We start from the raw sequence: 21,480 nt of genomic DNA, 5'->3' as shown, positions 1-21,480 counted from the left end.
TTTTCATGCATATGGACACGTTTGAGGAGGCGAGAACATCTTTCCCCGATGAGTGCTACTGGAGGAAAACCGGGCTCCCGCCATTTCTTTTGTTAATCAAGCCTCTCGCGGGTGAGCCGTCCAATACCCCTTTTCATCTGGTTCATATAATGATCTGAGTGCTGAAATCATGACAAAGGAGTGAGACGATGGGTCTTTTATTTCGCAACAGCACCAACTCTACCGTATATGTAGCCTACGCCTATCAAAATTCAGACTGCCGGCCTGTCACCTATGCGAAGATTGGCTGGTTCCGGTTGGACCCGGGACAACTCAGAGAAGTGTGGAGCGGATACGCCGGGGGCCGCACCTTCTTTTACTACGCTGAGAGTGACAGGCTGGTGTGGTCAGGTCCATACTTCACCCAAGTCCCCTTTCAAGCTTTCCATTGGTGTTGGAACGTAGGGTGCACCACCTGCCGAAATGTAGGGATGAACCGGGTCGATGTCGGCAACTTTGTCTTCAACCACACAGTAAACCTGATCGGAGTCAGCAGTAGTCAACGTAAATCATCGGAGAATGTAACAATCGCCTTGCCCACAAACCCTACAAACAAAAAGCCCGTGCCGCGGCAAATGCCCAAAACCATGCCCAAGAAACTGAGAAAGGGCCGCCCCGTATTAAGAAACCGCGTCACTTTTCCGCTGAAAGCCCGCAAAACAAATTCGATGTCTTAATCAGGTTGCTTGCACAAAGAAGGGTTCCGCAGTCGCGGAACCCTTAATCATTTCTATTTTTCCAGCACTCGGAACGCTTCTCTTACCTTTCTCGCGAAATCGAGCGGGCGATCAACCGATTCCCAGTGGATATACATCAAGCGCGGATCGTCAAATAACCAATGGTTGTGCACTGCCGTCACGATAAGACCCCGTTTGCGAAGCTCACTAATGAACGGATTGATCTCTCTCTGCAAGATGACCGTCTCCCCCAAGTTTAACGCCCTTCCTCTATTATCCAGCCCTTCAAAGGAAAAGAGTGCCGCAATAGCCAATGGGGAACGCGTCCGACGCCCCAAAATCGTGGGTGACAAATTGCGCAAACGGGTGACCACGCAAACCCCGTTTACAATCTCCCCCGTCCCTCCCAGAATTTTAGCAAACCGATCGCATAACGTTTTACTGCGTTTCATAATGATTCCTCCTTTCAATCTAAATTCATCTCACTGTATGCCAGCGAAAACCAGGAAGAAACGGCAAGAAACCAAACGCCACCCGATTTCTGTAAAATGAAAAAGGTCTCCGTAATCGCGGAGCCCTTTTTAACCAAAGGTAATGCTTCTACTTTCTCTTTAACTAAGTCCTCTAAAACACCTAACGCCCTAGGCCAGCGTCTCCAAAACCATTTTCTCATTCGCTTCACTTGTGCATCGGCGCTCCTCGAGAAAAGGTTTTTCCGCCGCTTCTTTCCCACCAACTTGATTTGCCTGACACACCCTAGTTGAAAAGATTGGAAATCCTCATTAAGTAAGCTCTGTAATTGCCAAACTTTCATGGTATCCCTTTAACTAAATTAATGTTAAACATTAAAAATTAAATTTCTGAATCCCAAACTTCGATAAACTTAAATCCACTCAGGTTATGAGACTCTACTACTTTTTTAAATGCATCAGATACAAAAACCATCCACATTAAACTCTCATCCAGATATACACGAAAGATATTCTCTCTTTCCACTTTTTCTTTTACAAATGTTTCATATTTTTCAAATTCCAAGCGTAATCCTGTAGATAATTTTTTAATAACTGCTCGATCATAATCAATAGCATCAATTGCATTTGTAACATGGATAGCAAAAAAATTTCTTTCAGGATGAGCCAATGGCAATACTTCTGCTTTATCCTGTAAAAAGTGTTGTGTAACATATAATGCCCCGGGGCATCTAAGTGAAAACATAAAGATAGCTAGGATTCTTTCTAGAGCTCAAAAAAAAAGCACCACCTCTGGCTCGTTTTTACTATTTGTATTGTACAGTCCCCAAAAACTTAAACTGATTTGCTTTATCTACCTTTCCATCGTATTGAAAATCATAAAGCAAAATGACTGAGTTCACTTCTTGATCTAAACGTTCACCACAAATATTAATAAATTCCGGAACTATCTCCTCACTATAAGAAAAGCCTTCAAGCAAAAAACGTAAGTCATTCGATGATTGGCTGTAAAATTCAACTTCTCTAAAGTCCTCATTATAGTATTCAATACCAAAGTCCTTTTCAAATTTGGAAGGTATTGAATCTCCGTCTTCTGTATAGCTAACCAAAACATATTTTTGAAGTTCCTCATAAGAATTTGAGTTACCAATAAACAATGATACAAATCCTTTTTTCTCCATCATGCTCTCTCCTTAGCTTTTACGGCCTAAGTCCCCTTGGTAATGATTGAGCCCCACCCTCTAACCTATAATTAGCCCAGTTTTGGAGCCGTCTCTTGAATATATTATAATCCGTTGAAGAATCAATAATCTCTAATAATTTATTATGAGCCCTTGTAGATCCTTTTCTGCCATGTGCTCCTTGTAGATTAAAAAAATTTACATCTCCTATTGTTGTTCATAATTCTTTAATTACGCCCCACCGTTTAAATGGCCATCACTTGGTTTAACAATACAACACCACAGGCGATTATGATGAGATATTCCATTGTTGGCGACCCTTTACGACTCTGTAGAACCTTGGCCATTCTACTTAAGAATCTTTTCAAAAAGCGACCTTTCAAATGATGATTTGTGTACTATCCCATTGTATGTCAACCGGAAATAGCGAATAACTATGACGAAAATGGTAACGCAGATTTAGATATCGATTATACTAATCATGGGAATCCCAAACAACATTCCAAAGTACCACATCGCCATGATTGGACATGGAAAGCTCTCCCGTGGACCCTGTTACTGATTAGAGTTGGAGTGAATCATGTGGAACTGACTTATAAAAAACTGATTGATTACTTAAATATGGGTAGAGAAGTTGAGTTTACCTACAAGGGTGAACAATACTCCATTACGGTAACACCAGATGGTTTTTCATTTTGTAAATCTAATAGTGATCAGTCGGAAAATTTCCAAACGCTATCGAACCTATTAGATCAAATAAGAATAGATGATCAACGTTTAGAGGAGATATGGTCTGACGTCCAAGTGGATGTCGTGTATTAATTATCGAACCGGGATCAGTGTCATTCTATGGCCTAATTTTCGTAGGTAACTGGGATATTAACGGTGATTGCCACAAATATTAGTATCAATAAAAGAAAAGAAACTAAAGGAACAGAATACAAAAACAACGTAGTCCAGCCACTCAACAAAAAACCTTGGAAGTTTAAATCCAAAGATTTTTTATATCTTGATAAATCATTTTTTTATTCATCGTAATTACCTACATAAAAAAATGACTATAATAAAGGCTAGCCATAGGCCAACCTTTTAACATTATATTAAAAGTAGTTTTAAATAATACATTTATTAAAAATTGACAGATAAGTGTCCTATGGTTTAAAACTAAATTAAACTATTGTGAACGTAAAAGGTTAATACCCATGAGGGGTAATTGCTAGATGAAAGAAAATCGTGAATTAAAGCCTATACCACAGGAATACAAATCTCCTGTCAGTAAGAACGTTATCTCCACCATCTCCACTTATATGCAATTCTGAACTAAATGAACAAGCTTTTTCTATAAGAGAGTTAATCCATCCATATGTTGTTAAAAAGATAATTGGTTCATCCGTTAGTGAAACTTCGTCCATTGATTCATAAGGGAGAGGATACTCACCAGGTTCCAATATCAGATGATAAATATTGTCTCGGCTTTGGCAGGATTCCATTGCTAAATTAACATCTTCAAACTCATGTGGTGAGAGACCTTTTAAAGTAATTCCAATTAAATTACGCTTACTTTCCTTCAGCTTATCAGCCGCCACGAGAGCAAGAGTAGTAGAATCAAGCCCACCACTAACTTCTGCACTTACTCGTTCTACATGATTTAATCTTTTATGAATCGATTGCATAAAAAAAGGCGAGCCGTAGCTCACCAAAAAGGAGGAAGCCTCCTATAAAACTCGCATACCCCTATTTTAGCAGGTAACTATAAGCTGATACAACAAATGTATAGCTTGTCCATTTTGTCCGTTTTGTCAGATCTGTTAACTAGATATATTTAAACCTTAGCCACGTCTCTTCTTTATCAACAAACGAACAAGCAAAAATACAACACTAATCACAACAGCAAACGCTATAATTTGCCATATCATCGTACCAATTGAAAACATTATTTCACTCTCACTTTACAGTATATTTGTAATGCATATTTACTGTTTGAGTATATAATTTCCCTGCTCCTTCAAAAAACAAAACCCAAGAAGCTTGTCCTTGACCCTTAATCATAGTGGAGTTACGAGAAACTTTTTCACATTTTGTTGCTTTTCCGTTTTCTTGCCAATCAACCGCAAAAGTAATTCCCGTCAGTGTAGTCCAAGCATCACAACTGGTAATCGTTTTACTAGAGTTCCATTTAATATCAGCCCACAACCCAATCTTTCCAAATCCAAATCTTTGGTATCTAACCTGTCGAGTTCCATATCCTCTTGTAACAGGTTGTTCTTGGATGTCTTCTATTTGGGCATCACGATTAACCATTTCCAGAAATTTTTGCAGGTCTTCCAGTTTATCAAATTTAATGACATTCGATCCTTCAGGCAAATTTTTAACATCCTGAAGATTATATTTGGAACTAATTTGTTCTTGATTTAATTTTTCTTTTGGTGATGGTTCGTTCCCTACAAGCTTGCTTCCATCTAATACATTATAATTAGTTAAATTTTTTTCTATTAACTCCTGTTGTTGCTCCTCAGCAGCATATGTACCAATGGAACCAAATCCAAATGCACTAGTTACCGTTAAAGTGGTTGTTAATATAAAATGGATTAACTTCTTTTTCATATTTATCTCCTATCACTTTTAGTTATTTTTTATCAATAGTAAAAACGAATCGTTACAAAAGTAACAACGAATTTTTACAAATATTTTTCATATGATTGTATATATTTGTAGTTTTATCAATTTCATTTTAAAAAACATACACATTTAATCCCCCTAATATCAACAGAAACACTTGCCAATGTACTTATTGTGTTAGTGAATCAGCTTCTGAAACTTAAAGTATATAAGCAAACGATGCTACTTTAAAAAGTAACATCGACTGAATGCTAATTACGTAATCCCATCACAATAAATTTCCCAAGCCATCTTTTTAAGAATCTTCCTCTTTATCTCGTTTACCTTTTGCCAGGATAATCCTACATGATGAGCAATCATCCCTATTCGCTCTCCATCCAAGATACATTCCAATACAGTCCGTTCCTTCTCATCCTCAATCTTTTCTGCTGCCTCCTTAACCGTTTGTTCAACTTTTACCAACCCATTTTCAATCACATAAAACACTCCTGCCCGGTTTGGGCACTGTTAGTTTAATTTTGTTTTTTGCCCCGTAAATTTTTGGGCAGTGCTACCTATTTTCAGGCTGATCGAATGTTAATCGTGTTAACGGATAGGCCCTTTGTCTGCCGTTCCCTTTTGCCCGCGCCTTGGTACGGCTTGCGTTCGTTTTTCAAATACGCTACATAAGCGCGGATAACGTCTGCCGTTAATTGCCGTATAACCTTAACGTCTGGATGGTGTTCGCTTAAATACCTAGTTAGCCATTCGATGTGTTTGCGGTAGTCATGTATCGTTCGCGCCCGCATTCCTTCGGCTTCCTTAGCCCGTACAAATAACGCAAGGGCTTCCTTAAACGTTAAATCCATAACAACTGCGCTATTTACTAACCTTACGCTCTTTAATGTGCGTCTTCCCACGGCGTTCTAATATTGGCTTTTTAGGCATAATAAAAAGCGTTACCCCTTTCCGGTTATGCACACGGAAATTAGTAACGCCTGCACGCGGTTTACGTTAAATTTAACGTGATGCACACGTTTAAAATAACGCCCTTAACACTCAAGTTTGGCGGAGAGAGTGGGATTCGAACCCACGGTACGGGTAATTCCCGCACAACGGTTTTCGAGACCGCCTCCTTCAACCACTCGGACATCTCTCCATAAGTTAAACACTAACACTAATATATTATATCGAAATGCCAAAAAAAATCAAGCCTTCGCTCCCACTTTTCATTTGCCCGTCGACACAAAAGCAAAGAAGAGCTGATGCGAGCCCTTCTCCACTCTTGTCCTTTTTCTCATTGGCTTATCATATTCCTGCATCTGCAGTTGCGCCTTGAACATCGGTTCCCATTGGTCAATTGTGTCCACTGTCTTAGGAATGGCACAACCAATCAAGATGGCGATGATCACCAGGAGTTGCAATCCCAGAATGATGGCGTGACGAATGCGGCGCAATCTTTTGTTTATCGTGGGGCGGGTAAACCACACGACGGCACTCATCCAAACGACGGGAAACACGACGGACAAGAATTGAAACAACAATGCCTCCAGCGGCGACGATGCAGCTTTCCCTTGCGCCTCTTCCATCATCTGCAATCCCAACATCCCAATGCCCAACCCCAGCACCCATTGCACCAATTGCGTAAGGATTCCCATCTTATCCACCCCTTTTCCGGAATGTATCCTTATCGTAACTGGTGCACTTCAAAAAACTTCAAAAAGAATCAAGGGGTTGGCAAAAAAAATGCCCTTTTTTGTAAAAAGGGCGAGAGAAACTAAGCAGGATACGGATAATCATTGGCTGTCCTCTTTGGCCAATTCATAAAAGGCGATCAGAAACTTTCGCGTATCCAGCCGCACATGGTACTCTTGGTTTTGGCGCATATGCTGAACCATCTTGCTCAGTTCAGCCCCACCGAAAAACCCGCTATACCGAACCACATGCTCATGCGCATATCCTTGATGCACCACCGTCGCCGCCAGATTGCCAAAAGCCACCCGGATGGCGCGCCGCATGCGTTGCCGCACAGACTTTTCCAATTTGCGCAATTCCTCTTCCGTCACCTGCGTTCCCATCCGCTTCATCACCGGCGCTTGGCATATTTCTTTAAGTTGCGGCAATTCGTGTCCAGGATCGCTCTGTTCCCGCTCATGGAGGGTCAATAGGGCTTCCATCAAATCGGCCCTTCCGCTCTCATCCCAGATGCCCAGCTCGGTCAAAATCGTCTTGCCTGCGCGCTGCAATCGTTCCACTGCGTTGGATGCGGCTTGGGGCGCGGGGGCTTCCGAAGAGGACATGATTTGGTAGATGCTCTTCAGCTTGTTTTCGTATTCCAACTCCCGTTTGATGTTTTTCAAGACCCGTTGCACTTTCAGGCGGTTCAGCGGCTTTTCAAAATGGTAATAAATCTCGTCTTTGGTCAACGAGATACTCTCGATATGATGGTCTTGGGAGATCATCACGATCTTGCCGTCAAATCCGTCGGCATTCAACCGCTCCACCGTTTCCAAACCATCGCGCCCCGACATGATGTAATCAATAATCAAGACATCCACTCTCTTGTTAATCATCAACTCTGTCGAAATCGCTTTCCCGTCATCCGCTTCCCCCACCACTTCACCCAGATCATAGTCCTCAATCAGATCGGTCAGCATCAAGCGAACAGCCTCATCGTCATCCACAATGTAAATGCGCATGGTTCTCCTCCTTTCGTTCCGGACGACGCAGGGGGAGGGGCAGGGAGACGGTGAACTCGGTTTCCCGTTTTTGCTGATCGCTCCACACCTTCACTTCACCCCCGGCGTCTTCAACCAAGCCCTTTACATGAAATAAGCCGATGCCCGTCGATTGTTTCCCTTGTTCATCCCATTTGGTCGTGTAGCCCTCAACAAACACCCGCTCCACCGGTTGGCGGATGCCAGGCCCATTGTCCCACACTTGAAAATGTACCCAATCTTTGTCATAGATGGCGGTGATTTTAATCACCCCGCTCCGCTCAATCGCTTCAACCGCGTTGCTGACAAGATTGGTTAATATGGACAGCATCATGTTGGTCGGATAAAGGGGATGTTCCCCATAGACATGGCGCATAAACTCAATCCTCCGCCCTTTCCGCTCGGCATAGTTGCGCCCCGCCAAGAAAACAATCTCCAACAGTTCATGCACATTTACTTCATCTGGCACATGCTCCCGTTTCATCAAGCGGGATAACCCCACATCAATCACTTCCAAATGCTTGTGGATTTCGTGGCATTGCACGCAAATCTGCCGCAATTGCTGGATCATCTCATCCCGGTCCGCATTCCCGTCCTGCAACAGTTGTTGCACTTGCTTGACGTCATGAGACACCTGTTTGGCTTGGTCAAGCAACTTGTCCATGTAATGCGCCTCTTCGTACAAACCGGCCAGCATCATCAATTTTTGCTGTTTCTCCTGCCGTTCCCGCTTAAACATAATCATCGCGTACACACCGATCACAGTCAGGTTGCGAATCATAGCAATGATCCACAGGTAAGTGAATCGCCTCAGTTCGAATTCCGCGGGGCCAAATTGCTTGCGCAACATCAATTCAACCATGCCGCTCATCACTTCAGTGCCGAAGCCGATCAATAAAATGACAAAGGGTTGGTCGTGGTAATCCCGCACCCGCACCCAATGCAAAAGAGCTGCGTATGTCAAATAGTAGGAAAAAGACGGCATGTAGTCACCGAGGAACACATCCAAATCCACTCCGCCATAAAACCAAGCATGCAATCCGCTTCGCCAGGCCACGACGGCTATGGAGACCGCCAGCCCAATCGTCAACGGGGAATACCGTCGAATCCACAAGATGGCGAAAAAATAAATAGGAATGCTCATGCTCACCCGATAATCATCTTGAAATGGATGCACATTGTATTCGCCCGCGAGCGGAACTGCGAGGACAACGGCAATAAGCCACAACCAATCCATCCTCCTTTGCATGCTTATCCACCTCCTCACATACAGACGCAAACACATTATACACGAATCATCCGAATAATCTAACATTATTGATTCCCGCAAACTGAAAAACAGGAAACCTCTTGTTCCGCTTAAGAGGTTTCCTGTTGCCGTTGTCGCTTTCTCTCTTTGTTCCGCCGGCGGAGCGCCCGAAAAAATTCGGTCAGAATGGCGCCGCAAGCATCTTTCCTTATACCTGAGATCACTTCTGTCTGGTGGTTAAACCGTCCATCCGTCAATATATTCATCAACGTACCGGCACAACCCGCTTTGGGGTCCTCCGTTCCATATATCACCCGTCTGATGCGTGCTTGCAGAATCGCCCCCGCACACATGGGACACGGTTCCAACGTAACATAGAGATCACAGTCATTCAGTCGCCATCCTCCCACGCGCTCCGCCGCTTGACGAATGGCAATCATCTCTGCATGGGCGGTGGGATCGTGTTGCGTCTCACGCAAGTTGTAACCTCTGCCAATCACTTCCCCATCTTTGACAATAACCGCCCCAATCGGGACTTCCCCAATCGCTTCAGCTTTTTTGGCTTCCTGCAATGCTTCATCCATCCAATGTTCATGTTCCAATGCGCTATTCACCTCTGCGGCGATTATAACACATGGAACCTTGTCAGGTCTCCCGACTCCATCAGTGATCAGCCGTATCAGTAAACCGAAACCGGTCGATCAAAAGCGCGGGCGTGCGGCAATATCCCCGCGCATGGCTGATCATTCGGCTTTCTCGCCCTACTGCCACAATCCGTTGCAAAGCTTGAACGACGCTCTCCCTCATGCACAAGTCCTTGATTGGCGCCACCACTTTTCCCTTTTCAACGAGGAAGGTGCCGTCCCGGGTGATTCCCGTCATGACCGTCTCTTTGGGATGGACAGTGGCCAAATAATCGAATCGAGTCACCACGATTCCTTTGTCCATGCGTTTAATCAACTCTTCATATGAGCAGGTCCCGGCTTCGACTTCCAAGAAAGAAGGTGCCACTCCCCGCATATCTTCAAGGGGAAATACAGCGCTGCCCGTTGACTGGGTTCCCACTTTCCGCGCCGTCCAATCGTCGTAGACCATGCCGCTAATTCTGCCCCGGTCAACCAAGGTGACAGGCCGCCTCGCCTGCCCTTCCCAATCGAAAGGAAAAGGCAACCCCGTCTCGTCCAGTGGATTTTCCTTGATGGTCAACAGTGGAGACAGATACGGTTCACCCATACGCGTAGAAGCGAAGCTGCGTCCTTCATGATAAAGAACGGGGTTAAAGCTGTAGCAAGCCCAATTGGTCACCAGATCGGCCACCGCTTTGGGTTCCAGCAATACTTGATACGTCCCCGGCTGCACCACGATTGGATGACGGCTCGCCAAGCACTTGTTTCTGGCTGTTTCCGCCACACGCTCCGCCTCCAGCTCATAGAAAGAACGCTTGGTGTCCGAGTCGTATCCCGAGCCGGATTCCCCGGTCACAACCGCATGTAATTCCGCTTTGCTACGCCGTCCATAAAGACGGACGCCCTTTGAGTTCACAACGGCATGATCTTGGATGGAGACCTGGCAAGAACCGGCGCCGATCAGTCCCTTCGCTTTAGCCGCTTCCGCAATGACATACACCTTTTTGGCCATTTCCAACGGTGACACTTGCTCTGTCGCCTCGTCAAAGCCGATGATTTGAGGGATCGGCTCCGGCTTGACGAAGCTCGTCCGCAAGTGCTGAACATCCGCATATTGACTCAATCGCACCGCATGTTCCACCGTCATCCGCAGGGTGTCCTCATCCAACTGATTGCAAGAGGCCATGCCCAACCGGCCATCCAATATAACCCGCACGACCAATTGCAACTCACGTTTGCGTACATGTTGCACAATCTGATTGTTATCAAGGCGCGACAGATAATGCGACTGGCCTAAAATCGCACAAGCAACCTGGTCAGCAACCTGTTTCCCATAATCCATCACATAATCGCAGGCTTGCAACAACCGCTTTCCTTCCATATGTTCCTTTATTTTCATCTCCGGCCACCTCGATCCGAATATTCAGATACCAAGCGTTTGCCAAGCCATTATGTTTATTTCCCTGGAAATATTCACCGTGCCATGACCTTTGCGTCCACCAGGGCGAATTGTTAATTTCTACAATGGTTACCTTTTTCCTTTTCACCAAGAACAATTTGCCGGAGGAAAGAACGGATACATACCAGACGTCAAAAAAAACATGCCGCTCCCCTCGACAAGGGTGGACATGCCTCAATCATGCGTCGATTGTGTCTGTTCGTTCCCCGGCCCGGGAAAGCAGGGCGATCAGCCGTATGGAACCAGATGTTACGCATTTTTCTCGTATTCTTTGCACTCCACGCATATGCCATATATCTCAAACTTGTGGCCGGTGATCTCAAAATTCTCCGGTTGGCCAAAAATCGCCTTCATGGGACAGAGTTCAATCGCGCGCGTGCGACCGCATTCAGTGCATATGATATGGTGATGGTGCGAATCGCCCCCGCAATGAATGCGATAGCGCCGCTCGCCATTCCATTCCGTCCCTTCGACAATCCCCAACTGCTCAAACAAGGCCAAGTTACGATACACAGTATCAAAGCTAAGACCTGGATAATCTTTCTGCATCAAATCCAAAACTTCTTTGGCCGTCAAGTAACGTCCTTCTTCAAAGAAGAGCTGCACCATCATTTCCCGCTTGCCGGTATACTTGTATCCGTTTTGTTTCAACAGATTAAGCGCTTGTTTGATATCCATCGCTATCGCTCCTATATCGCCTGGTCCTTACTTTTCTATGATACTGGGTTGCGACGGAAAATGCGAACGATTCTCTTCACTGCCAAGATCAGCAACAGAATCGCCACCGAAACGAGGACAATCGTTCCCCCAGAGGCCCAGTCGAGATAATATGCGGCGAATAACCCGCTGAACACGGCCAATTGGGAGAAGACTACAGACCAGATCAATGTCTGGCGGAAGCTGTTGGTAAATTGCAGGCTGGCGGCGACAGGGATCGTCATCAGGGCCGACACCAGCAAAATCCCCACCACACGGATCGAAGCGGCGATCACCAGCGCTACGACCAGCATGAACAACAGATTGATGATTTTGCGCGAAATCCCCGTCAACACGGCATGCTCCTCATCAAAAGATAAAGCGAACATCTCTTTGTAAAAAAAGAGGAAAAACAAGACAACCAGTACGCCGATCCCCGCGATCAGGGTTAACTCGCCCTCATCCACGGCCAGGATGCTACCAAACAAATAGCCCGCAATATCCACATTAAATCCGTCAGCCGCGCTGATCAGCACCACTCCCAGACCGATCCCCCCAGACAAAAGAATCGGAATGGCAAGCTCCTGATAAGATCGATATAAACTGCGCACCTTCTCAACAAACATCGATCCCGCCAAAGAAAAAAACATGCCCGTGTATAGGGGATTTACCCCTTGGAACCAGGCGATTTCTTTTTGCAACAGCAAACCGGCCGCCACACCCGATAACGTAACATGCGCCAACGCATCAGCAATGAGGGATAGGCGGCGCACCACCAAATACACCCCCACCAAGGGTGAAATAAAACCGATAATCACGCCCGCGTACAGGGCATTTCTCATCCACTCATATTGGATCAGCAAATCAAACATACGAAAGGGCGCCCCAAAACATGGCGCCTCCCTCCCATCTCACTCTGTCTTAATGGTGATGGTGACTGACGACTTGTATGTCATGCCCATAGGCTTGAGTCAAAATCTCCTGTTCCCGTTGGGCAAATTCGTCCGGGTCACCGTGGAAAAACAAACGCTTATTTAAACAGGCGACTTGATCTACAGAAGTGGACAACACGCCGATGTCATGCGTGACCAAGAGCAACGTCAAGCCATGATGGCGATGCAACTCCGTCAACAACGCATAAAATTGTTCGGTCGACTTTGCGTCTACCCCCACCGTTGGCTCATCCAAAATAAGCAGATCCGGATCGGCCACCAAAGCTCTGGCGATAAATGCCCGTTGTTGTTGCCCGCCCGATAGCTTGCCAATATTGCGGTCACGGAACGCACTAAGCCCAACCTTGGCAATCGCTTGATCCACCTTCCTCCATTCTGAACGACCCATCCGGCGCAGCAGTCCAAGTTGCCCGTACAAACCGGAAGCGACCACTTCTTTGACCGTAGCCGGAAAGCCCAGATTGAAACTGTTCGCCTTTTGTGACACATAGCCGATACGGCCTCCCAATCGGGCATGGCGCACAGGCTGGCCAAATAGGCGAATCTCCCCGCGCTCCGGCTTCAACATGCCCAATACGCATTTGATCAGCGTCGATTTGCCAGAGCCGTTGGGGCCCACCAAGCCAAGGAATTGCCCGCGGTCAAGCACCAGATTGATCCCGTCCAAAACCGGTTGCTCTTCATATGAAAAATGCAGATTTTTAATCTCAATCACATGTTCTTTCATTGGGTCACGCCCAGCGCTTTGGCAAGATGCTCCTTATTCTTACGCATCACTTGGAAATAATCCATGCCTTGGGCCTTTTCCTCCTCTGTTAAACCTTCCAATGGGTTGAGGACAAGCGCTTCCGCTTTGACCTCCCGTTTTACCACTTCCGCAATTTTACTACTTACCAGGGTCTCAAACAAGATCACCTGAATGTCATGTTCACGTACTTCTTCAATGATGCGCTTCAATTCTTGCGGGCTCGGTTCATCGGAGGGAGACAATCCGCTGATCGCCATCTGCTTCAAGCCATAACGATGCGCCAAATATCCAAAAGCGGCGTGGGAAACGGCAAACTCTTTCTTCGGCGCTTGTTTGACCATGGATTGAAACTCATTGTCCAGTTTGTCCAACTCCGCCGCCACTTGTTCAAAGTTTTTGCGGTAATCCGCTGCATGCTTGGCATCTTTCTTAATCAACGCATCACGGATCGCTTCCGCTTGTTTTTTGGCTAAAGCAGGATCCAACCAGGCATGCGGATCGATGTCGCCATGGTCGTGCTGATCACCGTGGTCTTTCCCATGATGTTGATCACCATGCTCTTCTCTTTTCAACAGAGGCAGCTTCTTGGTCGTCTCCACCACCAATGTCCGCTTGGTATCCAAATTTTTTGCGGCCTTTTCAGCCCACGCTTCCATGCCAGCACCATTGTAAATAAACAAGTCAGCATGGCTGAGGGCAGTCATGTCCCTTGCCGTCAATTCAAAATCATGTGACTCTACGCCAGGCGGAATCAAGTTGGTAACTTGCACATGGTCGCCACCAATTTTTTTGGCAAAATCCTCAAACGGAAATAAACTGGTATATACTTGTAACTTGCCGGGGTCGTTGCTTGATGGATTTGCGGCATTACCTGGCTGGCACCCAGTCAACAGCAGCAATATTGCCGCAAGAAAAATCAACCCTTTGTTCACTTCTAATCACCTACAATAGATTGATTTCGTTTCATAAGATTCTACTACTCATTATAGCCCCAGCTGTCAAACTTGTAAATCGTAAATATTACGATTTGACCAGTAGGGGGAATGAGGGTTCTACATGTTCTGTTCTAAGCCAGGCGGTTCACCTATCCCCTTTTCTGGTTGTCTGATCTCTTGTATCTATCTTAGTTTATCCTTCTCCATCTAGAATTAACGGCGGTTTCCGTCTTTGAACGGGGAAAACGCCGGAAGTCCGGTGAACAATCCTGCTTAAAAGGAGCGAGTCATGAAAGATCGTTATGTCAATTACAAGGATTTATCCCGCCATGAACAAGTGGGAAAAGATTACTCCATTCACCTTCATGTCCGTTCGCCTCAACTCGGCGTGTTTGCCATCCATGGCGGCGGAATCGAAACAGGAACGAGTGAGTTGGCCCTAGCAATCGCCGGCAGAGACTGGAGTTGTTATCTGTTCAGTGGTGACAAACCACGGGGCAACCACTGTCTGCACCTGACATCCACTCGCTTTGATGAGCCCTTGGCTATCCTGTTGGCGGGCCAGTGTGAACGGATTCTCACCCTGCACGGAGCGGCAGGAAACGAGGAAAAGGTGTATGTAGGCGGATTGGATGAAACGTGGCGGCAACAAATAAAAAAATGCCTGGCCCAGCAAGGATTCACCGCTATCGATCCCCCTCCCCGCCTGGGCGGAAAAGAACCGGAGAACATCGTCAACCGCGGTCGGTGCAAGCAAGGGGTGCAACTGGAGTTGACCAGCGGACTCCGCCGCACCTTTTTCCAAGGAAGCGGGCTTGCAGGGCGTAAACGGCCCACTCCACGCTTCCACACCTTCGTCGATGCGGTACGAGAAGCGATTTCCACTCTTTCACAACCCTGAGTGTAGCTGTGTGCAACAAAAAAGCCGTTTTACCCCAAATCGGAGTTAAAACGGCTTTTGTACAGCATCAGCTTGATTGTGCCATTCTGGTTTTCAATTTGGCAGACAGGCTTTGCATCCATGGTCGCACAACCAGAAGGAAGGTTTGCGTCACCATGTATGCCCCGGCCATGAACCCGAGCAATATCCCGGTGTCATGCAACACCGCTTGCACATTTCCATTGGACAGGATCGCTCTGAGGCCGTGAATCGTGTACGTCATCGGCAGATAAGGGTGTAGCGCCTTGAAAAACTCAGGTAGCAATTCCACCGGATACGAACCGCCACTGGAAGCAAGTTGCAACATCAGCACAATGATGGCCAAAAAGCGGCCTACATTGCCAAAGAGCGCAACCAGCATCTGGTTGATGGCAATAAACGTAAACGCCATGATGATCGTAAACAGATACAGCCATCCGGTCAATTTCGGCTGAAGATTAAGGGCGACAAGCAATATCCCACACAAGATGACTGCTTGTGCCGAGCCGATCAAGCCACCGGTCGCCAAGCTGAGCGGCTCTCCACCGGGGCGCTTGATCGCGCGGTACAGGTCGACGACCGTAAACAGCAACATCGCTCCCACCCATAATGACAGGGAGATGAAGTATGGCGCAAAACCGGTTGCGTAGTTGGGAACAGCATGGAAATTCTTCTCTTTGACCACAATCGGATCAGCCAACATATTTTCCTTGAGTTCAACGCCTTTGAGCTTCTCTTGGGCGTTGGTCACACCTTCTTTCAGCCCTTTCGCCAATTCAGCTTGGCCAGCGTGGATTTTCTTCAGGCCGTCTCGCAGGGCGTTTTGCCCGTCATGAATCTGGCGCGTACCTGACAGGGCTTTATTCGCTCCATTTTCCAACTGATTCAGTCCTGACGCAAGCACATTGATTTGATTCAAATCTTTTTGCACTTGCTTCACTTTGGCATGCAGCTCACGTACTTTCCCTTCATTTACGACCTGTTGGCGTGCCTGTTCCAACCGATCCAACTTATCTTTGATCCCCGGCGCTTGAATAGCGAGTTGCCCGATCTTTTGATGGCTCTGTCCTTGCAACCCTTCCGCATTCCCCAGCGCCGAGCGGATGGCTTCTATATCTTTATCACCGGCAAGCTCGGGATGACGCGCCAACAGACGATTTAACGCAGCCTGTGAGCGATCCAGTTGAACCCCTGATTGTGCCAGGTTCGATTGACTGGAGCGCAATTGGCTTACCCAATCGGCCATGTGCCGACCCGTCTCACCCAAAGGTTGGTTCAGCACTTGCTCCAATCGGCTCAATACCCGGTCTGCAGCTTCCAAATACGGCATTGCTTGCGCTACCTTCACTTTGGTCGCATCTACTTTGCCAGAAGCTAATTGCAACCCGCTGGTGATTTGCGACAACCCGTCTTCCAATTTGCCCAGCGCCGCCGCCAACTGGCCGCTAGCCGACAGGGCTTTGCTGGTGCCGTCGCGCAACTCTGCCGCGCCCTTGGCCGCTTTGTCCAAGTCCCGCGTAGACTGGGCGATCGAACCAAAAATCTCTTCTGCATAGGCTTCAGTCAAGTTTTCTTCCAGCGAGATCTCCAACTCGCGCCGCAGGGATTCCCCAATTTTTCCGGACAGGTAGTTGGTGCTTTCATCCACATAGTACTCCAACTGTCCTTTGAGTGGTTTGGGGCTGTCGAGCGACACGGCTTTTTGGGATAAATCCTTCGGAATCACAATGCCGATGTAATACCGTTCCTCTCTGAACCCTTTCATCATCTGATCCCGAGACACAAATTCCCACTTCACCTTGGAGTCTTCGCTCAACTTCTTCCGCAACTCATCGCCAATATCAATCCGCTCTCCGTCTTTGACTACACCGCGGTCTTCGTTTACAACGGCTACGGGCAGATATTGCATATTCTCATAAGGATCGTAAAACGCTTTGAGATAGATCAAACTATAGACCAATGGAATGGCAAGGATGCCCATGAGTGCCAACCGCATCGGTTTTTGACTCCATAAGGACTGAAGGTCTCGAAAGCCGATTTGTCCTGTGGCCAACTTTTCCTTCAACCACTTCATCGTGCATCCTCCTCCCATAAAAAAAATTAGACTGACTGGTCAGTACAAAATTTAATTTACCGCTTCTCCTGCATAGTTGCAAGAGAAGAAGTGGTTACAATTCTGTTACATCAACAATACCCTTGATCAACAACGCATCAAGCGTTTCCAAAATGGCCGGCAAATCTTTTTCCATCTCCGCTACCTCATGATCCTCTGCATGATACAACTTTTGCAACACGATCACACTGGCCGCTCCAAAAATAGCACTGGCTGTTTCCAATGTGTGATTAATATTAAAATCCCCTTTTTCTTTCCCTTCTATTAACACCTTTTCAATCAATGTGATATACTCCCGTATCTTCCCACGAAAATGGCGTTGCCGCTCTTTGGTACCAAACGCTTCATTTAACAGTAACTTTGCCAATTTGGCATGATGGATGAAAAAAAGAACATGTGCTTTGATCAGATGTTGAATTTTGGCCACGGGCTCTTCAACGCTCTCAATATGCCGATTGGCGTACTCGATCAGCTTTTCAATTCCTTCATTGATCAATCCAGCAAACAGCTCTTCTTTGCTTTTAAAATGATAATAGATCGTTCCCTTCGCCACTCCGGCCATTTGGGCGATATCATCCATTTTAGCCTGATCAAACCCACTCTCGGCAAACACTTCCACGGCGGCTTGGAAAATCATGTCCACTTTTTCGTGACGCATCCCTCACTCCCCCATCTACCCGATACTCCATCTTTCAAGTATAAGGGATTGTCTTTGATTTTGACACACTAAGACGTGCTTTGTTTATTATGTGCAAAAAAAAGCATCGCTTGCTGACAATTCAATCCATCCTGTACACACAGTGGATGTTTTTAAAAAAAAACCACTCCCCCATCGGGGGGGTGGTTATCAGAGAAACTCATATGAAGCGCCTATAGCCCATGTTTTCCCAAGTCATAGAGAAGGGTGTAGCCAATGGTTGCACCTACTATATCATTCGCAAACAACCTTATTTTTGTGTCACTCACTGCCGCGTTTTTGTGACAAAAAATCGAATGTCCGTACGGAATGTTTTTTCCCGCCATGGCTGAACTTGGAAGCGTAATTTCCGCCCAGCCAGGGTATTATTCCGCCAGAGCGGATGACATCTCCCCATCTACATCCGCGTCTTCATCGCGAAAACCCTTTCAAAACATGGTAAAATATAAGTACATTCACATGAGGAGGCCCGTGTTCATTGGTGTTTAAAGATTATCTCGCCAAAATAGGCAAAGGCGGCACCCGTGTTGACTTGAAATTGGGGAAAGAAGAGTACACACTGGGTGAAACGATTGCCGGTTCTCTTGTTATCCAAGGGGGCATTGTAACGCAACAGATCAATAAAGTGGACATTGACTTCGCTATCCACATGCAACAGCATGATCAAGTCACCACCCATTTGATCCAACGTTTTTCATTCGGCGAACCGTTTGAAATTCATCCCGGCGCCAAAAAAACATTTCCGTTCACATACACCTTGCCCAATAATTTGCTCTTGTCCGGATATTCCATTTCGTATTCTTTTGCCACCCGGTTGGACATTGCCGAGGCCGTCGACCAAACCGACCATGACGCCATCGTCATCCTACCTCCACCCTCCCTGCAGCAAATACAAGTCGCTTTGAGGGAGCTGGGATTTCAAGAAAAATACGGCTCCCGTTCCTTTGATGGTTATTTGCAAAAGTTTGAATTCACTCCCACCTCCACGTTGGCCAAAGAAGTTACTCACCTTCAATTCGCAGCCAAAATGGAAGAGGACGGCATTGGGTTGTTAATGGAAGTGGATTTGGTGGGGAATCATCAGGTACGCCGAGAAGTTCATTTTACCTCTAAACAATTGGACGACCCTGTCATCCTTCTGCAAAGACTGCGTCAATCAGTACAAGAGATGATAAACGAACCTCATCGGCTGGGCGACAGTCAAAAATATTATTTCCGCGATCATAAGCAATGGAGCAAACTGGGAGCCATCGGCGGATTTGCGGCCGGGCTCACTTCTGGATCTTGGTTTGAAGACGATGTCAAAGTAAATCATGACCGATTGCAGGATCACAGCTGGTTGCACTTCGGCGGCAATGGAGAAAAAACATAGCCACTTTTCTAGAAGTGGCTATGTTTCGCTATGGACTAAATATCCACTTTGACCCGATACCGCTTTAACCATTCATTCAACTGCAACCAGTATGCCAACAGAGCTGGTACATTCATCAATTGCCCAAACCACGGCAGATGCGTGCGGTTCAAGTCCTGTTCAGCAAACTGACGAACTGCTTGCCGATCAAGCAATTGAAACATCGGTTCTTGCGCGTCTTCCGTCAATTGCAACACGCGTTGTTGCATGGTGCGCAAATAAACAGGGTGATGCGTCTTGGGATAAGGACTTTTTTTGCGCTCGATGATTTCCGGGGGCAATAAGCCCTTCAACGCATAACGCAACAACCCTTTCTCCCGGTTTCCCAAGCTTTTCATGGACCATGGGATGTTCCAAACATACTCCACCAGATGATGGTCGCAAAACGGCACCCGTACTTCCAAGCCGAAAGCCATGCTCATCCGGTCTTTGCGGTCAAGCAAGGTGGGCATCCAGCGGGTCAAATTTAAATAAAACATTTCCCGCATTCGCGCTTCCGTCGCGCTTTCCTCTGATAAACGCGGTACTTCCGCCAATGCCTCCTGATAACGCGACTCCACATAGGACAACGGTTGAATCCGCTGCACGATTTCCGGGGAAATAAACGGAATCCGCTTATCAACCAAGCGCGACCATGGAAACGTGTCAGCATTGATCATCTCTTCCCGGTGGAACCACGGATAACCGCCAAACACTTCATCCGCACACTCACCAGACAGCACCACTGTCATCTTCTTTTTGATCTCTCTGGAAAACAAATAAAGGGATGCATCAATGTCGGCCATGCCGGGAAAATCGCGGGCGATCATGGCTTGAATCAGGTTTTCTATCAGTTCCTCATTATCCAACATCACCACATGGTGGTCAGATTTAATCGCATCGGCCATCAATTGTACCCACGGCGCATCGGAGTTGGGTTGAAACTCATTAACATGAAAATGTTTGTCATTGTCCGCGTAATCGACAGAGAAGGTGGACAATTGCCCCCTTCCCTCTTCGCTGAAGGTTTTGGCCGCGCACGCGGAGATCGCACTGGAATCCAGTCCCCCAGACAACATGGTACCAATCGGCACATCAGATACCAACTGCCGCTTGACGGCATCCTCAAACAGTTCCCGCACTTTGGCTGCCGTCGTTTCCAGATCATCGGTGTGGTGGACGCTCACCAATTCCCAGTATGGGTGAATGCGCAAGCCATCTCGGTCAAAAGAGAGCATATGTCCCGGTCGTAATTCTTTGATATCCCGAAACACCCCGACACCTGGCGTGCGCGCAGGCCCCATGACCAGGATTTCTGCCAGCCCTTCCTCCCCAATGACCGGTTCAATGTCTGGATGAGCCAACAACGCTTTTACTTCGGACGCAAACAGAAACGAACCGCCCACTTGCGAATAAAAAAATGGTTTTACGCCAATGCGATCGCGCGCCGCAAACAACCGTTGCTCAGCCTCATCCCAGATGGCAAAGGCGAAAATCCCGTTCAAATGGCGCGGACACTCCATCCCCCACTGGATATACGCCGTGAGGATTAATTCCGTGTCCGACCGAGTACGTAACCGGTGTCCGAGAGACTGCAACTTTAACCGGAGCTCATCCATATTGTACAATTCACCGTTGTACGTGATCACATAGGTGCGATCCGCCAACTTCTTCTCCATCGGTTGTGTTCCGCCCTCGGGGTCGATGACGATCAACCGGCGGTGTCCCAAAGCGACATGATCCTCGACCCATTTCCCTTCCGCATCGGGACCACGCGCTTCAAGCGTCTCATTCATCTTCTCCAGCAACGTGGTGCAATTCCGCAAATCCCGCTGGAAATCAACCCATCCTGTGATACCGCACATCAGACTCCCCACCCTTTCTAGGCGTATGTCTACTCTTCATCTTATGTGAGGTATTGCAAAAGGTGTCTTCAAATCGTCTGCGGCCGCTCCGTTTTAACCTGGAAAAGCCCACCGCTTCACACAAACTTCACGGAAACGCATTATAATA

General features: G+C 46.8%; 24 protein-coding genes and 1 tRNA gene. 4 read left to right on the top strand and 21 right to left on the bottom strand.

Annotated elements, in window-relative coordinates; all coding sequences use genetic code 11:
• Nucleotides 1–188: 188 nt before the first annotated feature.
• On the top strand, nucleotides 189–716 hold the full coding sequence (locus EDC32_RS10330) for a DUF1036 domain-containing protein (protein ID WP_132221955.1): 528 nt from the start codon (nucleotides 189–191) through the stop codon (nucleotides 714–716).
• 53 nt (nucleotides 717–769) lie between these two features.
• On the opposite strand, the gene EDC32_RS10325 is transcribed toward EDC32_RS10330, so the two are convergent.
• From EDC32_RS10325 to EDC32_RS10310, 4 genes are all read right to left on the bottom strand, one after another.
• Entirely contained in the window at nucleotides 770–1,168 is a 399-nt protein-coding gene (locus EDC32_RS10325; protein WP_132221954.1) for a DUF1259 domain-containing protein, read from the bottom strand.
• A gap of 14 nt (nucleotides 1,169–1,182) precedes the next feature.
• A complete protein-coding gene (locus tag EDC32_RS10320) occupies nucleotides 1,183–1,530 on the bottom strand; it encodes a hypothetical protein (RefSeq protein ID WP_132221952.1) in 348 nt (115 codons plus the stop codon).
• Between the two features lie 38 nt (nucleotides 1,531–1,568).
• The gene (locus tag EDC32_RS10315; RefSeq protein ID WP_132221950.1) at nucleotides 1,569–1,856 is read right to left on the bottom strand and encodes an imm11 family protein; all 288 of its coding nucleotides are present in this window, start codon (nucleotides 1,854–1,856) and stop codon (nucleotides 1,569–1,571) included.
• Nucleotides 1,857–1,992: 136 nt separating this feature from the next.
• Entirely contained in the window at nucleotides 1,993–2,367 is a 375-nt protein-coding gene (locus EDC32_RS10310) for an immunity 22 family protein (RefSeq protein ID WP_132221948.1), read from the bottom strand.
• Nucleotides 2,368–2,949: 582 nt separating this feature from the next.
• Here EDC32_RS10310 and EDC32_RS10300 point away from each other — a divergent pair.
• Complete coding sequence (locus EDC32_RS10300; protein WP_132221946.1) at nucleotides 2,950–3,189, top strand: hypothetical protein; 240 nt, start codon at nucleotides 2,950–2,952, stop codon at nucleotides 3,187–3,189.
• Between the two features lie 416 nt (nucleotides 3,190–3,605).
• On the opposite strand, the gene EDC32_RS10295 is transcribed toward EDC32_RS10300, so the two are convergent.
• The 14 genes from EDC32_RS10295 to EDC32_RS10230 all read right to left on the bottom strand — a co-directional run bounded on the left by EDC32_RS10295 (nucleotide 3,606) and on the right by EDC32_RS10230 (nucleotide 14,345).
• On the bottom strand, nucleotides 3,606–4,064 hold the full coding sequence (locus EDC32_RS10295; RefSeq protein WP_246026928.1) for an asparagine synthase-related protein: 459 nt from the start codon (nucleotides 4,062–4,064) through the stop codon (nucleotides 3,606–3,608).
• A 247-nt stretch (nucleotides 4,065–4,311) separates the two neighbouring features.
• A complete protein-coding gene (locus EDC32_RS10290) occupies nucleotides 4,312–4,971 on the bottom strand; it encodes a hypothetical protein (RefSeq protein ID WP_132221942.1) in 660 nt (219 codons plus the stop codon).
• A 270-nt stretch (nucleotides 4,972–5,241) separates the two neighbouring features.
• Entirely contained in the window at nucleotides 5,242–5,463 is a 222-nt protein-coding gene (locus EDC32_RS10285; protein WP_158283330.1) for a LuxR C-terminal-related transcriptional regulator, read from the bottom strand.
• Nucleotides 5,464–5,546: 83 nt separating this feature from the next.
• Nucleotides 5,547–5,774, bottom strand: coding sequence for a hypothetical protein (locus EDC32_RS10280; RefSeq protein WP_158283329.1), 228 nt, complete (start codon nucleotides 5,772–5,774; stop codon nucleotides 5,547–5,549).
• 257 nt (nucleotides 5,775–6,031) lie between these two features.
• Nucleotides 6,032–6,124, bottom strand: a tRNA-Ser gene (locus EDC32_RS10275).
• A gap of 70 nt (nucleotides 6,125–6,194) precedes the next feature.
• Nucleotides 6,195–6,623, bottom strand: a complete 429-nt coding sequence (locus EDC32_RS10270; RefSeq protein ID WP_132221936.1) for a hypothetical protein — start codon at nucleotides 6,621–6,623, stop codon at nucleotides 6,195–6,197.
• 138 nt (nucleotides 6,624–6,761) lie between these two features.
• A complete protein-coding gene (locus tag EDC32_RS10265) occupies nucleotides 6,762–7,664 on the bottom strand; it encodes a DNA-binding domain-containing protein (RefSeq protein WP_132221934.1) in 903 nt (300 codons plus the stop codon).
• Complete coding sequence (locus EDC32_RS10260; protein WP_158283328.1) at nucleotides 7,642–8,931, bottom strand: sensor histidine kinase; 1,290 nt, start codon at nucleotides 8,929–8,931, stop codon at nucleotides 7,642–7,644. Before EDC32_RS10260 ends, EDC32_RS10265 begins: the two co-directional genes overlap by 23 nt.
• Nucleotides 8,932–9,041: 110 nt before the next feature.
• Nucleotides 9,042–9,533, bottom strand: coding sequence for a tRNA adenosine(34) deaminase TadA (gene tadA / locus EDC32_RS10255; protein WP_281275226.1), 492 nt, complete (start codon nucleotides 9,531–9,533; stop codon nucleotides 9,042–9,044).
• A 61-nt stretch (nucleotides 9,534–9,594) separates the two neighbouring features.
• Complete coding sequence (locus EDC32_RS10250; RefSeq protein ID WP_132221928.1) at nucleotides 9,595–10,956, bottom strand: TldD/PmbA family protein; 1,362 nt, start codon at nucleotides 10,954–10,956, stop codon at nucleotides 9,595–9,597.
• Between the two features lie 309 nt (nucleotides 10,957–11,265).
• Nucleotides 11,266–11,694, bottom strand: a complete 429-nt coding sequence (locus EDC32_RS10245) for a Fur family transcriptional regulator (protein ID WP_022738588.1) — start codon at nucleotides 11,692–11,694, stop codon at nucleotides 11,266–11,268.
• A gap of 35 nt (nucleotides 11,695–11,729) precedes the next feature.
• A complete protein-coding gene (locus EDC32_RS10240; RefSeq protein ID WP_132221926.1) occupies nucleotides 11,730–12,584 on the bottom strand; it encodes a metal ABC transporter permease in 855 nt (284 codons plus the stop codon).
• Between the two features lie 49 nt (nucleotides 12,585–12,633).
• Nucleotides 12,634–13,392: a metal ABC transporter ATP-binding protein gene (locus EDC32_RS10235; protein ID WP_132221924.1), complete on the bottom strand. Its 759-nt coding sequence runs from the start codon at nucleotides 13,390–13,392 to the stop codon at nucleotides 12,634–12,636.
• Nucleotides 13,389–14,345 carry a metal ABC transporter substrate-binding protein gene (locus EDC32_RS10230; protein WP_132221922.1) on the bottom strand — a complete coding sequence of 319 codons (957 nt, stop codon included), beginning with the start codon at nucleotides 14,343–14,345 and terminating at the stop codon, nucleotides 13,389–13,391. The genes EDC32_RS10235 and EDC32_RS10230 overlap by 4 nt, the downstream gene beginning before the upstream one ends.
• 292 nt (nucleotides 14,346–14,637) lie before the next feature.
• On the opposite strand from EDC32_RS10230, the gene EDC32_RS10225 reads away from it, so the two are divergent.
• Nucleotides 14,638–15,249 carry a poly-gamma-glutamate hydrolase family protein gene (locus EDC32_RS10225; protein ID WP_132221920.1) on the top strand — a complete coding sequence of 204 codons (612 nt, stop codon included), beginning with the start codon at nucleotides 14,638–14,640 and terminating at the stop codon, nucleotides 15,247–15,249.
• 67 nt (nucleotides 15,250–15,316) lie between these two features.
• On the opposite strand, the gene EDC32_RS10220 is transcribed toward EDC32_RS10225, so the two are convergent.
• Complete coding sequence (locus EDC32_RS10220; RefSeq protein WP_158283327.1) at nucleotides 15,317–17,341, bottom strand: YhgE/Pip domain-containing protein; 2,025 nt, start codon at nucleotides 17,339–17,341, stop codon at nucleotides 15,317–15,319.
• Between the two features lie 94 nt (nucleotides 17,342–17,435).
• Nucleotides 17,436–18,038: a TetR/AcrR family transcriptional regulator gene (locus tag EDC32_RS10215; protein WP_132221916.1), complete on the bottom strand. Its 603-nt coding sequence runs from the start codon at nucleotides 18,036–18,038 to the stop codon at nucleotides 17,436–17,438.
• Nucleotides 18,039–18,558: 520 nt separating this feature from the next.
• Between EDC32_RS10215 and EDC32_RS10210 the strand changes: the two genes are divergently transcribed.
• On the top strand, nucleotides 18,559–19,449 hold the full coding sequence (locus tag EDC32_RS10210; protein ID WP_246026926.1) for a sporulation protein: 891 nt from the start codon (nucleotides 18,559–18,561) through the stop codon (nucleotides 19,447–19,449).
• A gap of 35 nt (nucleotides 19,450–19,484) precedes the next feature.
• Here EDC32_RS10210 and asnB read toward each other — a convergent pair whose 3' ends face one another.
• Nucleotides 19,485–21,332 carry an asparagine synthase (glutamine-hydrolyzing) gene (gene asnB / locus EDC32_RS10205; RefSeq protein WP_132221912.1) on the bottom strand — a complete coding sequence of 616 codons (1,848 nt, stop codon included), beginning with the start codon at nucleotides 21,330–21,332 and terminating at the stop codon, nucleotides 19,485–19,487.
• Nucleotides 21,333–21,480: the final 148 nt, after the last annotated feature.

The organism is Laceyella sacchari (assembly GCF_004343255.1).
In the GTDB taxonomy this organism is placed as follows: Bacteria; Bacillota; Bacilli; order Thermoactinomycetales; family Thermoactinomycetaceae; genus Laceyella; species Laceyella sacchari.
Note: the sequence above shows the minus strand (reverse complement) of the source record. Positions and strands in the feature narration are given on the sequence as shown.

Coding starts and splice junctions, on each gene's coding strand:
- EDC32_RS10330 (WP_132221955.1), top strand. CDS start 189: ATGGGTCTTTTATTTCGCAACAGCACCAACTCTACCGTATATGTAGCC.
- EDC32_RS10325 (WP_132221954.1), bottom strand. CDS start 1,168: ATGAAACGCAGTAAAACGTTATGCGATCGGTTTGCTAAAATTCTGGGA.
- EDC32_RS10320 (WP_132221952.1), bottom strand. CDS start 1,530: ATGAAAGTTTGGCAATTACAGAGCTTACTTAATGAGGATTTCCAATCT.
- EDC32_RS10310 (WP_132221948.1), bottom strand. CDS start 2,367: ATGGAGAAAAAAGGATTTGTATCATTGTTTATTGGTAACTCAAATTCT.
- EDC32_RS10290 (WP_132221942.1), bottom strand. CDS start 4,971: ATGAAAAAGAAGTTAATCCATTTTATATTAACAACCACTTTAACGGTA.
- EDC32_RS10280 (WP_158283329.1), bottom strand. CDS start 5,774: ATGCGGGCGCGAACGATACATGACTACCGCAAACACATCGAATGGCTA.
- EDC32_RS10270 (WP_132221936.1), bottom strand. CDS start 6,623: ATGGGAATCCTTACGCAATTGGTGCAATGGGTGCTGGGGTTGGGCATT.
- EDC32_RS10265 (WP_132221934.1), bottom strand. CDS start 7,664: ATGCGCATTTACATTGTGGATGACGATGAGGCTGTTCGCTTGATGCTG.
- EDC32_RS10260 (WP_158283328.1), bottom strand. CDS start 8,931: ATGCAAAGGAGGATGGATTGGTTGTGGCTTATTGCCGTTGTCCTCGCA.
- EDC32_RS10250 (WP_132221928.1), bottom strand. CDS start 10,956: ATGAAAATAAAGGAACATATGGAAGGAAAGCGGTTGTTGCAAGCCTGC.
- EDC32_RS10245 (WP_022738588.1), bottom strand. CDS start 11,694: ATGGATATCAAACAAGCGCTTAATCTGTTGAAACAAAACGGATACAAG.
- EDC32_RS10240 (WP_132221926.1), bottom strand. CDS start 12,584: ATGTTTGATTTGCTGATCCAATATGAGTGGATGAGAAATGCCCTGTAC.
- EDC32_RS10235 (WP_132221924.1), bottom strand. CDS start 13,392: ATGAAAGAACATGTGATTGAGATTAAAAATCTGCATTTTTCATATGAA.
- EDC32_RS10225 (WP_132221920.1), top strand. CDS start 14,638: ATGAAAGATCGTTATGTCAATTACAAGGATTTATCCCGCCATGAACAA.
- EDC32_RS10220 (WP_158283327.1), bottom strand. CDS start 17,341: ATGAAGTGGTTGAAGGAAAAGTTGGCCACAGGACAAATCGGCTTTCGA.
- EDC32_RS10215 (WP_132221916.1), bottom strand. CDS start 18,038: ATGCGTCACGAAAAAGTGGACATGATTTTCCAAGCCGCCGTGGAAGTG.
- asnB (WP_132221912.1), bottom strand. CDS start 21,332: ATGTGCGGTATCACAGGATGGGTTGATTTCCAGCGGGATTTGCGGAAT.